9 protein-coding genes and 1 pseudogene are annotated in these 13,364 nt (G+C 74.9%); 4 read left to right on the top strand and 6 right to left on the bottom strand.

The genetic code is table 11. The features are described 5' to 3' along the window. Positions 1–17: 17 nt before the first annotated feature. Genes E1283_RS19065 through E1283_RS19055 form a run of 3 tightly spaced genes read left to right on the top strand, consistent with a single transcriptional unit; the run spans position 18 to position 5,149 of the window. Complete coding sequence (locus E1283_RS19065; protein WP_132819292.1) at positions 18–3,479, top strand: putative adhesin; 3,462 nt, start codon at positions 18–20, stop codon at positions 3,477–3,479. A gap of 40 nt (positions 3,480–3,519) precedes the next feature. After that, complete coding sequence (locus E1283_RS19060; RefSeq protein ID WP_132819291.1) at positions 3,520–3,939, top strand: DUF7919 family protein; 420 nt, start codon at positions 3,520–3,522, stop codon at positions 3,937–3,939. Between the two features lie 31 nt (positions 3,940–3,970). Beyond that, positions 3,971–5,149 (top strand): MalY/PatB family protein, encoded by a 1,179-nt coding sequence (locus E1283_RS19055; RefSeq protein WP_132819290.1) that lies wholly within the window; start codon positions 3,971–3,973, stop codon positions 5,147–5,149. Between the two features lie 146 nt (positions 5,150–5,295). On the opposite strand, the gene E1283_RS19050 is transcribed toward E1283_RS19055, so the two are convergent. The 5 genes from E1283_RS19050 to E1283_RS19030 all read right to left on the bottom strand — a co-directional run bounded on the left by E1283_RS19050 (position 5,296) and on the right by E1283_RS19030 (position 12,486). Further along, positions 5,296–6,450: a glycerate kinase gene (locus E1283_RS19050; RefSeq protein WP_132819289.1), complete on the bottom strand. Its 1,155-nt coding sequence runs from the start codon at positions 6,448–6,450 to the stop codon at positions 5,296–5,298. 153 nt (positions 6,451–6,603) lie between these two features. Next, positions 6,604–8,022 (bottom strand): phytoene desaturase family protein, encoded by a 1,419-nt coding sequence (locus E1283_RS19045; protein WP_132819293.1) that lies wholly within the window; start codon positions 8,020–8,022, stop codon positions 6,604–6,606. A 290-nt stretch (positions 8,023–8,312) separates the two neighbouring features. Beyond that, entirely contained in the window at positions 8,313–9,146 is an 834-nt protein-coding gene (locus tag E1283_RS19040) for an inositol monophosphatase family protein (RefSeq protein WP_132819288.1), read from the bottom strand. A gap of 51 nt (positions 9,147–9,197) precedes the next feature. Then, entirely contained in the window at positions 9,198–10,544 is a 1,347-nt protein-coding gene (locus tag E1283_RS19035) for a hypothetical protein (protein ID WP_132819287.1), read from the bottom strand. 142 nt (positions 10,545–10,686) lie between these two features. Then, entirely contained in the window at positions 10,687–12,486 is a 1,800-nt protein-coding gene (locus E1283_RS19030; protein ID WP_132819286.1) for a gamma-glutamyltransferase family protein, read from the bottom strand. A gap of 23 nt (positions 12,487–12,509) precedes the next feature. On the opposite strand from E1283_RS19030, the gene E1283_RS19025 reads away from it, so the two are divergent. After that, the gene (locus tag E1283_RS19025; RefSeq protein ID WP_132819285.1) at positions 12,510–13,262 is read left to right on the top strand and encodes an SIR2 family NAD-dependent protein deacylase; all 753 of its coding nucleotides are present in this window, start codon (positions 12,510–12,512) and stop codon (positions 13,260–13,262) included. Here E1283_RS19025 and E1283_RS19020 read toward each other — a convergent pair. Further along, positions 13,246–13,364: pseudogene (locus E1283_RS19020) on the bottom strand (rod shape-determining protein); the annotation flags it as partial. The gene E1283_RS19025 and the pseudogene E1283_RS19020 sit on opposite strands and share 17 nt — an antisense overlap.

Genomic DNA, 13,364 nt, shown 5'->3' with positions numbered 1-13,364 from the left:
GGCAGAGCGTCCGTCGGATGGGTCGGGGTGGGGACAACCTGGTCTGTCGGACCGACCCGATCGACATGGCCACCGGTGAGATGGTCATGGACGCGGTCGATGTCGAACTCCCTGGCGTGCTGCCGCTGGTCGTGCGCCGGCATCACCGCACCAGTCTGCGGGAGGGCACCTGGTTCGGCCGCTCGTGGGCCTCGACCCTTGACCAGCGGCTGGTCTTCGACGAGGCCGGGCTGCGGTTCGTCACCGCCGACGGCATGATCCTCGACTACCCCCGGCCCATGCCGGGCGAGGCGGTCATGCCCGTCGAAGGACCCCGCTGGGGCCTGTCCTGGGACGGCCAGCCCGGCACACCCCTCACCATCCACCAACGTGAGACCGGGCAGACCCTCCACTTCGCGCCGACCCCCGGCCGCAAGGGCGGCGAGCTCCCCCTCACCGCCATCACCGACCGCAACGACAACCGCATCGACCTCCACTACGACGCCACCGGCGCCCCCACCGACGTCGTCCACCACGGCGGCTACCACCTCGGCATCACCACCAACGACGGCCGCATCACCGAACTACGGCTGCTCAGCGCCCCGGACCAGCCCACCCTCCTGCGCTACGCCTACGACGAGCACGGCAACCTCACGCGGATCTTCAACTCCTCATCACTGCCGTTGACGTTGAGCTACGACGAGCGGCGGCGGATCACCGGCTGGGAGGACCGCAACGGCACCTGGTACCGGTACACCTACGACGACGCCGGGCGCTGTGTCGCCACCGACGGCACCGACGGCTACCTCGCCAGCCGGATCGCCTACGACGCCGACACCCACCGCACCCTGTTCACGGACTCGCTCGGCAACACCACCGTCTACCAGTTCAACGACAGCTACCAACTCGTCACCGAGACCGACCCCCTCGGCCACCACACCCACCGCACCCACGACCGCTACGACCGCCTGCGGACCCTCGTGGACCCGCTGGGGCGCACCACCACCTACGGCTACGAGGACGGCGGCGACCTCGTCGCGGTGACCCGCCCCGACGGGCGGCAGGCCCACATCACCCGCAACACGTTCGGGCAGGCGACCGAGGTCGTCCGGGAGGACGGGGCCGTCTGGCGCCAGGAGTTCGACGCACGAGGCAACCAGGTCTCGGCGACCGACCCGGCCGGGGCGGTCACCCGCTACACGGTCGACGACCACGGTCGACCGGTCGCCACCACCGACGCGCTCGGCAACACCAGCCGCCTCGCGTTCGACGCCGCCGGCCTGATGATCGCGTCCACCGACCCGTCGGGCGCCACCCTGACCGTGCGGCGGGACTCGTTCGGCCGCCCGCTGCGGGTCACCGAACCGACCGGCGCCACCCTGAGCTGGGAGTGGACCGTCGAGGGGCGCCCGGTGCGCAGAGCGGACGCGCAGGGCGGAGTGACCGAGTGGACCTGGGATCCCGAGGGCAATCCGCTCACCCTCACCGACGAGAGCGGCAGCACCACCCGGTGGACCTACGGCCCCTTCGACCAGCCCACCGCGCAACTGCGCCCGGACGGCGCCCGCTTCGAGTTCACGCGTGACACCGAACTCCGCACCACCCGCGTCACCGCGCCCGGCGGGCTGACCTGGGAGTACACCGTCGACGCCGCCGGGCGGCCGGTCGAGGAGGTCGACTTCGACGGCCGCGCCGTCCGCTACGCCTACGACCCGGCCGGTCAACTCGTCAGCCGCACCAACGCCATGGGCCAGCGGGTCGACTACACCCACGACGCCAACGGCGTCGTCGTCGGCAAGGACGTCGACGGGCGGCACACCGCGTTCACCCTGGACGCCGCGGGACAGATCGTCGGCGCCCAGGGGCCGGACGCCGTCGTCGAGCTCGCGCGTGACCAACGCGGCATGATCCTCGCCGAGACCCTCAACTCCCGCACCGTCAGGCACCAGTACGACCTGCTCGGCCGCCCCGTGGCCCGCACCACCCCGAGCGGCCACCACACCGCCTACGCCTACGACCCGGTCGGCCACCAGGCGGAACTGGTCAGCGGCGGCCACCGACTGGCCTTCGAACGGAACGCCGCGGGCCAGGAGACGGGCCGCGCGTTCGGCACCGACACCCGGCTGGACCAGCGGTGGGACGACCTCGGCAGGCTCGTCGAGCAGGAGCTCACCGCCGAACGGCGGACGGTTCGCCACCGCGCCTACCGGTACCAGCCCAACCGCTACCTGGCGGCCGTCGACGACTCGCTCACCGGCGCCACCGCGTTCACCCTCGACCCCGAGGGCCGCGTCACGGCCGTCGAGGCCCAGGACCGGCGCGAGGCGTACGGCTACGACGCGCTCGGCAACCAGGTCGAGGCGGCCTGGCCGGAACGGATCGCCGACCTCGACGCGGCGGGCGAGCGCCGGTACGCGGGCACCCGGGTCGTCGCGGCCGGCCGCTTCCGCCACGAGTACGACGCGGCCGGCCGCACCGTGCTGCGACAGCGCAAACGGCTGTCCGGCGGGATCGAGACCTGGCGTTACGAGTGGGACGCCGAGGACCGGCTGACCGCCGTGGTCACCCCGGACGGCACCCGCTGGCGCTACCGCCACGACCCGTTCGGCCGCCGGATCGCCAAACAGCGGCTCGCCGCCGACGGAAGCGTCGCCGAGCAGACCGACTACGCCTGGTTCGGCTCGACCCTGATCGAGGAGACGGCGAGCGGCGACCCAACGGCCGCCGCCGTCACCCGCACCTGGGACTACGACGGCATCCGGCCCGTCGCCCAGACGGAGCGGGTCTCCGACGACGACATCGACGCCCGGTTCTACGCCATCGTCACCGACCTCGTCGGCACCCCCACCGAACTGGTCGACCCCGAGGGCCGCGTCGCGTGGCAGGCCCGTTCCACGCTCTGGGGCGCGGCGCTTCCCGACGCCGGCGCGGACGCCGTCACCGACACCCCGCTGCGCTTCCCCGGCCAGTACGCCGACCCCGAGACCGGCTGGCACTACAACGTGCACCGGCACTACGACCCGGCCACCGCCCGCTACACGTCACCCGACCCGCTGGGCCTGGCACCGGCCGCCAACCCCGTCGCCTACGTGCACAACCCGCACTCCTGGGCCGACCCGCTGGGCCTGGCGCCCTGCCCCCCGGGCACGGTCGACCCCTACCGCGGCGGCCGGCACGAGGAGATCGTCTTCTACGGCCACGGAGGCGTCGAGACCAACTACAGCGTGTTCACGGTGCCGGAGGGCACCTCGGTGCACTTCTACAGCCGCCACGGCGAGGTCATCTACAACGACCTGGGGCTGCGCATCGTGATGGCCAACCCGGCCCCGGTGCGCGTCTGGGGGCCCGGTTCGCAGATACCCGACTACATCCTCTTCCCACCGGGGAACCTGCCCGTCATCGGCAACCCGCGCATCGTGGCGGAACCGGTACGGCTCTCCAGCCTGCTCCAGCCCAACATGGGCAACGTGCACTGGTCGGCCTGCCGAAGTACCTTCTGACCCCGACCGCCCCTCCCGCCCCCGCTGCCGAGGAACCACCGTGACCTACTTCGCCGACCTCACGCCCTACGCCTACCTCCCGAGCTCCGTGCCGCCGGGCGTGCGGGCCCTGAACGTCGGCTGGCTGGAAGCGGGGCGTCCCTTCACCTTCGGGCGCCCGCCCGAGCACTTCACCGAGCGACTCGGCCTGCTCTGCCGGGACCAGCCCCGGGCCCGGAGCATGGGGCTGCACGCCTGCGACCAGCCCCACCCGTCCGGCGGGCCGCTGGTCCCGGTGTACGCCGACATCGGGGGCGAAAGCGTGATGCTGGGCACGGCCGAGGTGCGGGTGGTCTCCGCGACCGGCGAGTGGCTGGTGGCGCCCACGCTGGTGCACCACTACGTGACACACCACGGCTACCTGCCGCCGCCCGACTTCGTCGAGGCCGTGCTGGCGGGACGGGTCGCCGGGGAGGTGTGAAGGACCGGGGGCCGTGCCTATGCTGCCCGACATGAGCGACTCTTCGGACGGTATAGCCGGAATCCCGCACCCCAACCCCCTCCGGCGGCTCACCCTCGACCAGCTGCGGCGCCGCACCAGCGTCAAGTGGCGCGAGTACCCGGAGGACGTGCTGCCGCTGTGGGTGGCCGAGATGGACGTGACGCTCGCGGAGCCCGTCGTCCGGGCGGTCACCGACGCGTTGGCGCTGGGCGACACCGGCTATCCGCACGGCACCGGGTACGCCGAGGCGCTGTCCGGGTTCGCGCACCGCCGGTGGGGCTGGGACGGCCTCGCCGTGGCGCGGACGAAGGCGGTGCCCGACGTGATGACCGGCATCGTGGAACTGATGCGGCTGCTCACCGGCCCCGGCGACGCGGTGGTGGTCAACTCCCCGGTGTATCCGCCGTTCTACCCGTTCCTCGGCGACCTCGACCGGCGGGTGGTGGAGGCCCCGCTGGGCCCCGAGGGGCGGCTCGACCTCGACGCGATCGAGGACGCGTTCCACCGGGAGACCGCCGGCGGGCGGCGGACCGCGCTGCTGCTCTGCAACCCGCAGAACCCGACCGGCACCGTCCACACGGCGGAGGAGTTGACGGCCGTCGCCGCGCTGGCCGACCGCTACGGGGCGCGGGTGGTGGCCGACGAGATCCACGCCCCGCTCACGGCGCCGGACGCCACGTTCGTGCCGTACCTGAGTGTGCCGGGCGGCGAGAACGGCTTCTCGTTGATGTCCGCCTCCAAGGGCTGGAACCTCGCCGGCCTCAAGGCCGCGCTCGCGATCGCCGGCCCGGCGGCCGCCGCCGACCTGGCCCGGCTGCCCGGGGAGGTCGTGGACGGCCCGAGCCATCTGTGCGTGATCGCCCACACCACCGCGCTGCGGGAGGGCGTCGACTGGCTCGACGCGCTGCTCGCCGGGCTCGACGAGAACCGGCGCCTGCTCACGAAGCTGCTGGCCGAGCGGCTGCCGGCGGTCCGCTACCGGCCCTCCCAGGCCACCTACCTGGCGTGGCTCGACTGCCGCGACCTCGGCCTCGGCGACGACCCGGCCGCCGCCTTCCTGGAACGCGGACGGGTGGCCCTCAACGGCGGCCTCCCCTTCGGCACCGGCGGCGCCGGCCACGTCCGCCTCAACCTGGCCACCTCCCCGGAGATCCTGACCGAGGCCGTCGACCGCATGGCCACCGGGTAGCCGCGCGGGCGCCCCGACTCCCGTCCGGCGGCGCCGGGTGACCCGGGGCCGGGCGCCGGGTCCGCACGCTTGGCGCGGAAGAAGCTGCGGGCGGGTGGGGGGAGCCCCCGCCGTCGGGACGGCCCCGCGCCGCGGCCCGCGGCCGGTCAGGTCGCCGCCGGCAGTCGTTCCTCGGCGAGGCGCCGCGCGACCCGCTCCAGGAGCGGGCCGGCCTCGGCCATGCAGCGCTGGGGGTCGGGCTCCAGGTCGGTCAGGGGGTAGGCGGCCTCGATGCCGGCGGCGCGCAGGGACGCCTCGTCGATGGCCAGTCGACCACAGACCGCCACCACCCGCCGGCCGGCGGCCGTGGCGGCCGCCGCGACGCCGGCCGGGGCCTTGCCGCGCAGCGTCTGCTCGTCGAGGGAGCCCTCGCCGGTGATCACCAACTCGGCCTGTGCCAGGGCCTTCTCGAAGCCAAGCACCTCAAGCAGCACCTCGATGCCGGGCCGGAACACGGCGCCGAGGCCGATCAGCGCGCCGAAGCCGACGCCGCCCGCCGCGCCCGCGCCGGGCGCGGCCGCGCACTCGGCGGCCCGCGCGCCCTCCGTCTCGCCGAGCACCCGCGCGAAGTGGGCGAGCGCCGAGTCCAGCGCCTCCACGTCCATCGGGTCGGCGCCCTTCTGCGGGCCGTAGACGGCGGCGGCGCCCTGCGGGCCGGTCAGCGGGTTGTCGACGTCGCTGGCCAGCACGAACTCGGTGTCCTTGAGCCGCGGGTCGAGCCGGGTCAGGTCGGCGGTGGCCAACTCCCGCAGCGGCCCGCCGCCGCCCGGCAGCGGGTCCCCGTCGACGTCGAGCAGTCGCGCGCCGAGCGCGGCCAGCATGCCGGCGCCGCCGTCGGTGGTCGCCGAGCCGCCGACGCCCAGCACGACGGTGCGGGCGCCGGCGTCCAGCGCCGCGGTGATCAACTCGCCGGTGCCGTACGTGGTGGCGGTGAGCGGTGCGAAGGTGAACGGCGGCAACAGCCGCAGCCCGGACGCCTGCGCCATCTCGATGACGGCGGTGCCGTCCCGCAGGGCGAACGACGCCGTGACCGGCAGCCCGAGCGGCCCCGTCACCGACACCTCGTGTGGCGTGAAACCGCCGGCCACCGCCGCGTCCACCGTGCCGTCGCCGCCGTCGGCCACCGGCAGCGCCTCGACCACCACCCCCGACCGCGCCTCGCGGATGCCCGCCGCCACGTGCTCGGCCACCTCGGCGGCGGTCAGCGATCCCTTGAACTTGTCAGCGGCGATCAGCACGCGCCCGGTCCCCGTGTCCGTCATCTCCGGCCCCTGTGGTCGTTGCGATTGCGTTGCGAAGGAACAGCCCAAGCGGGGCCGACCCTATCCGGCCACGGCGTCCTGATCCATGGTCACCGGGTGCGAGGAACGCCACCCTCCCGCCGCATATGCCACGCTCAACGCGCTTCTCCCGCCTCAGACCGGGGTGTTCATGCCGAGGTGACGCCACACGGCCTTGGCCGCGTTGTGGCCCGACATGCCGTGCACGCCGGGGCCCGGCCAGGTCGCCTGGGAGCAGAGGAAGACCGCCGGGTGCGGGGTGGTGTAGGGGGACCAGGCCGGGCGGGGCCGGAACATCGTCTGGAGGCCGCGGAACGCCCCGCAGTTGATGTCGCCGCCGACGTAGTTGGCGTTGCGCCCCGCCAACTCCCGGGGCCCGGCCACCGCCCTGGCCAGCACCAGGTCGCGGAAGCCCGGCGCGAACCGGTCGAGTTGCCGTTCGATGGCGTCGGTGAGGTCGCCGTCCCAGCCGGCCGGGACGTGGCCGTAGGCCCACAGCACGTGCTTGCCCTCCGGCGCCCGGCTCGGATCGATCAGCGTCGGCTGCGAGGTGATCAGGAACGGTCGATCCGGTGCCTGGTCGTGGACCGAGGCGGACCGCAGCGCGGTGGCGATCTCGCGGCTCGACGGGCCGATGTGCACCGTGCCGGCCCGCCACGCCTCGGACGCCGTCCACGGCATGGGCCCGTCGAGCGCGTAGTCGATCTTGAACGCGGCCGCGCCGTACCGGAAGCCCTGGAACGCCCGCCCCAGGCCGGCGATCCTGGCCAGTGCCGACGGCGAGGTGTCGAAGACGTAGGCGCGCGCCGGCGGCAGTTCGTCGAGCCGCCGCACCTCCACGTCGGTGTGGATCTCGCCGCCGAGGTCGCGCAGGTAGGCGGCGAGCGCGTCCGAGATGGACTGCGAGCCGCCCCTGGCCACCGGCCAGCCGCGCTCGTGCGCCGCCAGCGCGAAGACCAGCGCGATGGCCGCGGTGGCCGGGGTCGTCGTCGGGGAGATCACGTGCGCCGCCAGGCCGGTGAGCAGCGCCCGCGCCCGGTCGTCCCTGAACCGCCTGGTCACCCACGAGATCGGCTGGAGCCCCGTGAGGCCGAACCGCCCCAGCGTCAGCGGATCGCGCGGCGCCCCGTCCCACGGCACCTTGAGGAAGTCCCCGACCAGCGAGTCCCAGCGGCCGAGGTAGGGCGCGATCAGGCGCCGGTAGGTTCCCGCGTCCCGCTCCCCGAACGAGGCCGCGGTCTCGCCGACCGACCGCGCCAGCACCGCGGCCGTGCCGTCGGGGAACGGGTGGGCGAGCGGCAGCTCCGCGTGCAGCCACTCGAGACCGTACCTGGCGAGCGGCATGGCCGAGAAAGCAGGCGAGCCGATGCCCATCGGGTGCGCGGCGGAGCAGGGGTCGTGCCGGAAGCCGGGGAGCGTCAACTCCTCGGTGCGCGCCCCGCCGCCCACCGTCTCCTTCGCCTCGAAGACCGCGACCGACATCCCCCGACGGGCCAACTCCACCGCCGCGGTCAACCCGTTGGGCCCGGCCCCCACCACGACCACGTCACGCAACGACGCCACTACGGCTCCCCTCACCGTTGAGGACCTGCCGGCCGCCTGGCCGGGCCGGCGTCCGGGGGACCGAGGATACGCGGCCGGCCACGCGGCGCCTCGGCCGGCCACGGGGTTCGGCGCGGCGGTTCGGCGCGGGGTTCGGCCTCGGCGCCCCGCCGGCGCGTCGGTCGGCCGCGCCGTGGCGTCGTCGGTGGGCGCGCCCCCGGTGCGGCGGGAGCGTCAACTCCTCGACGGAGTCGCCCTCCCGGAACCGTCGGAGGTGCGCGGCGCCGGGCGTCGCCCGGGCCTCAGGCCGCGGCGTTCGACTCCCGCCCGGTGAGCAGCGCGAGGACCCGGCGGGCCGTGGCCTCGTCGCGGGCGGCGGTGAAGGGGAGCGCGTTGCCGCCGGCGACGGCGAACGGTTCGCCGGCCAGCGTGAGATGGGTGCCACCCGCCTCGGTGACCAGCAGCAGCCCGGCGGCGTGGTCCCAGGCGGCCTCCCAGGAGAACGCCACCGCGTCCAGCAGGCCGCGGGCGATCGCCAGGTACTCGAGGCCGGCGGAGCCGCAGGCGCGCGGCGCCACCCCGTCGGACCAGAGGCCGGACAGGGCGCGCTTCTGGTCGTCCGTGGTGTAGTCGGGGTGCGAGGCCGCCACCTCCAGGACCTTGCCGGGGTCGGGCGCCCCGGAGCGCAGCCGCTGGCCGTTGAGCGTGGCGCCGGCGCCCCGGCGGGCGTGCGCCAGCTGCTCGCGCGCCGGCGCGTACGTCCAGGAGGCCACCGGCTCGCCGCGGTGCACCAGGGCCACCAGCGTGCAGAAGCCCGGCTCGCCGCGCACGAACTGCCGGGTGCCGTCGATCGGGTCGACGATCCAGACCGGGACGTCGCCGTCCAGCGCCCGGTAGATCGAGGGGTCCTCGTGCACCGCCTCCTCGCCCACCACCACGGATCCGGGCAGCAGCCTGGCCAGCTCCTCGGTCAGCCGGCGCTCGGCGGCGCGGTCGGCGACGGTCACCAGGTCGTGCGGCCCGGTCTTCACCGACACCTCGTGTTCGGCCAGCCGCCGCCACCGCGGCATCACCTCGTCGTCGGCGGCCGCCCGAACGGCCTTCTCCACCCTCGCCACCAGCTGCTCGTCCATCATGTCCCCAGCTAAACACGCTGGCGGGAACTCCGGGCGGCCGGGCTCCGGCGCTCAGGCGACGCCCGCGCGGCGCAGCTCGCTGGTCACCGCGTAGTGGTGGCTCGGCGAGACCCGGAGGGCGGCGTCGAGCAGCAGCGGCGCCACCACGCGTGGGTCGTGGGTGGCCGCCAGCGCCGCCTCCTCCGCGGTCCTGGCCCGCACCAGCGCGGTGAGCAGCGTCACCGCCTCCGCGCCCCGGCCGGCCCGCCACAGCTCGGCGGCGATGCCGCCGGCCTCGGGCGCCGGGCGGGCGGCGCCCTGCCGCAGCAGCTGGTCGCAGTCGCGGTGCCGGCCGGCGCCGGCCAGCGCGTCGGCCACGGCCGCGAGAGGCCCGGGCGGCAGCGACGCCGCCTCCCAGAGCAGCGTCGCCACGTCGGACGACATCCCGGTCCGCTCCAGCTCCGCCACGAGCAGGGGCAGCCGGGCGGCCGGGCCGCCGGCCGCCTCGGAGAGCAGCACGTGCGCGGCGCCGCTCTGCCCGTCGGCCCGCAGCTTCCGCAGCCGCTCGACGGCGTCGTGCGCGGCCCGGTGCTCCTCGGCGGTCACCCGCTCACGGCGCTCCTGCCGGGTCTCCTGCCCGGCCTCCCGCCTGGTCTCGCGCATCGCCCCGGCGAAGCGCGAGCCGCTGGGCGGCGCGGCGGCCGGCGGGGGGCCGGCGGCCGCCGCCGGCTCGGCCGGCGGCCGGGCCGACGGCGGTGTCTGCGGCCGTGGGGGCGCCAGGGCCTGCTCCTCGACGCCGGCGAACCGCGCGCTCCGCGCCCTGCGCGCCGGCTTGCGGTCCGCTCTGCGCTCCGCGTTCCGCGCCGGCGGACCCGAGGCCGGCGATGGGTCCTGGACGGCCGCCCGGTCCATCAGCGCCGCGAGCCGGGCCCGCAGCTCGGACCGCCGCGCCACCACCCGTTCCTCGTCGTCCTGCGCCCACATCCGCAGCGCGCCGATCCGGTCCGCCTCCCGGGCCTGGCCGGCCTGCCGGGCGTCATCCTCCGAGACGACCAACTTGCGTTGGTTCGCGCGGAGTTGCCGCTCCGACCGGTCCAGCTCCGCGAGCCGCCCGGTCAACGACTCGCGGGCGCCGGACAGCGAGTCCTGCGCGCGCGCCGCCGCCTCGTAGGAGCCGCGCAGCCGCCGGGCGGCGTTCTCCGCCGCCTCCGCGCCGTGTCGGGTGGCGAGATCCTGGAGCAGATCCGCCACCGCGTCCCACGGCGGCAGCTCGCGCCCCGCCAACCACTCCGTCAACTCGGAACCGCTGCGCCGCGCGAACGCGGCGAACCAACCGGAATCCGGATCGAGAGCGTCCGTGACCGTCCGCAGTGCCGCCGTGAACTCGGCAAGCCGAGCGATCAGTTCCCGCTGAGCCATGGGGACACCTGCCATGCCGGTAACTGAAGCCAAGCCATGTTACGACTTCTGTTTCCGTACGGCTACGGGGAGTTTTCAACCTCCTCTTTTCGGACTTTACCCGCCGTCGATTCGGCTTCGAACGAGCGTGAGCCCTCGGTGATCACCGTCCGACGGCGTAACCCTGCATCCCCCGCGGGTTGGCCGCCGCCGCCAGCACCCCCGACTCCGGGTCCCTGGCCACCGCGCACAGCCGCCCGACGGACCACGGCTCGGCCACCGTCACCCGGTGTCCACGGCGGCGCAGCTCCTCGATGGTCGCCGCGTCGAACCCGGGCTCCACGGTGACGCTCCCCGGCTGGGTGCCGCGCGGGTAGAAGGAGCTGGGGAAGCTGTCCTGGTGCCAGCCAGGGGCGTCGATCGCGCCCTGGAGGTCGAGTCCGCCACGCACCCCGGGGCGGAGCGCGGCCGCCAGGAAGAAGTGCAGCTGCCACTGGTCCTGTTGGTCGCCGCCCGGCGTGCCGAAGGCCAGCACCGGCTCCCCGCCGCGCAGCGCCATCGACGGGCTGAGCGTGGTGCGCGGCCGGCGCCCCGGGGTGAGCGAGGACGGCAGCCCCTCCTCCAACCAGGTCATCTGCAGCCGGGTGCCGAGCGGGAATCCGAGCCCCGGGACCACCGGGCTCGACTGGAGCCAGCCGCCGCTCGGCGTCGCGCTGACCATGTTGCCCCAGCGGTCCACGACGTCCAGGTGGCAGGTGTCGCCCCTGGTCTCCCCGGTCCGCGCCACCGTCGGCTCGCCGATCCCGGAGACGGCGCCGGGCGCCACCGGCAGCTCGCCGGCGGCGCGCCCGGCGAGCGCGCTGACCCGGGGTGCGCGTCCGCCCGGACTGCCGGGCCGCAGCTCGTGGGAGGCGGTCTCGCCGATCAACGCCCGGCGCTCCGCGTTGTACCCGGGCGACAGCAGCTCGGCCAGCGGCACCGGGGCCGCGTCGCCGTACCACGCCTCCCGGTCGGCCATGGCGAGCTTGCTCCCCTCGATCAGGGTGTGCAGATACTCCGGCGTCCCGTAGGAGGCGGCGTCGATCCCGCCGTCCAGCAGGGCGAGTTGCTGCGGCAGCACCGGGCCCTGGCTCCACGGCCCGGCCTTGCAGACCGTCCAGCCGCGCCACTCGTAGCGCACCGGCTCCTCGTAGCCGGCCGACCAGCCCGCCAGGTCGTCGCCGGTGAGCACGCCGGCGTGCCGCTCGCCCGACGAGTCCATGGCCGGGGTGGCCGCGTGTTCGGCGATCGCCTCGCCGACGAAACCCTCGCGCCAGACCCGCCGGGCCGCGTCGATCCTGGCCTCCCGGTCGCCGGTCGCCGCGCTCGCCTCCTTCAACACCCGGCGCCAGGTGGCGGCGAGCGCGGGATTGCGCAACAGCGCGCCGGGGGCCGGCGCGCGCCCCCCGGGCAGGTAGACCTCGGCGGAGGACGTCCACTCGGTCGTGAAGAGCTCCCGCACGCTCTCCACGGTGGCCCCGATCCGCTCCACCGCCGGGTGGCCGCGCTCCGCGTAGCCGATGGCGTACGCCAGCACCTCGGAGAGCTCGAACGTGCCGTGGTCGCGCAGCAGCGTCAGCCAGGCGTCGAAGGCGCCCGGCACCACGGCGGCCAACGGGCCGGTGCCCGGGACGAGTTCGAGGCCCAGCCCGGTGTAGTGGTCGATGGTCGCCCCTGCCGGCGCCGGGCCCTGCCCGCAGAGCACCCGCACCTCGCCGCCGGCCGGCGCCAGGATGATCGGCACGTCCCCCGCCGGGCCGTTGAGGTGCGGCTCCACCACGTGCAGCACGAAGCCGGCGGTCACCGCCGCGTCGAAGGCGTTGCCGCCGTTCTCCAGCACGGCCATCGCCGACTGCGAGGCGAGCCAGTGGGTGCTGGAGACCATGCCGAAGGTGCCCTGCAACGTGGGGCGCGTGGTGAACATGCGGCGGAGCATACGCTTTTCGCATGAGTAGTGACGAGGGCGTGAAGCGCCCCCTGATCGCGATCCTGAGTGGCGCCGGGATCTCCACCGACTCCGGTATCCCGGACTACCGTGGCCCCGCCGGCCTGTGGCGACGCGACCCCGACGCCGAGAAGCTGGTCACCTACGACTACTACATGAACGACCCGGAGATCCGCCGGCGTTCCTGGCTGATGCGGCGCGACAGCACCGCCCTCACCGCCCGGCCGAACCGGGCCCACGAGGCGGTGGTGCGTCTCGAAAGGTCGGGGGCGCCGGTCCGGGTGATCACCCAGAACGTCGACGGTCTGCACCAGGCGGCCGGGCTGCCGGACCGCAAGGTGCTCGAACTCCACGGCTCGGCGCGGTCGGTGCTCTGCACCCGGTGCGACGCGCGCTCCACCACCGAGGAGGCGCTGGCCAGGGTGGCGACGGGGGAGCCCGACCCGGCGTGCCGAGCGTGCGGCGGGATCCTCAAGACCGCGACGGTGATGTTCGGCCAGCACCTCGAACCCGAGGTGCTGGCCCAGGCGACGGCCGTCGCCCGCGCCAGCGACGTCTTCGTCGCGGTGGGCAGCAGCCTCCAGGTGCAACCCGCCGCCTCGCTCGCCGGCCTCGCGGCCGAACACGGCGCTCGCCTGATCATCGTCAACGCCGAGCCGACCCCCTACGACGACCTCGCCGCCGAGGTGGTCCGCGAACCGATCGGCGACGCGCTGCCACCACTGCTCGACGCCCTGACTCCGCGGTCCCGTTGACAGCGCCGAAGTCCACCACCATGTTGCCGGTGGCCTCGTGCACCGGCAGGCCCGAGCCGATCGCGGCCGCCATCGGCTCCTCGATGATGTGCACCTGGCGGG

The sequence above is a fragment of the Streptomyces hainanensis genome (genome assembly GCF_004348415.1).
In the GTDB taxonomy this organism is placed as follows: domain Bacteria; phylum Actinomycetota; class Actinomycetes; order Streptomycetales; family Streptomycetaceae; genus Streptomyces; species Streptomyces hainanensis.
This window is presented reverse-complemented; position numbering and strand designations above follow the sequence as displayed.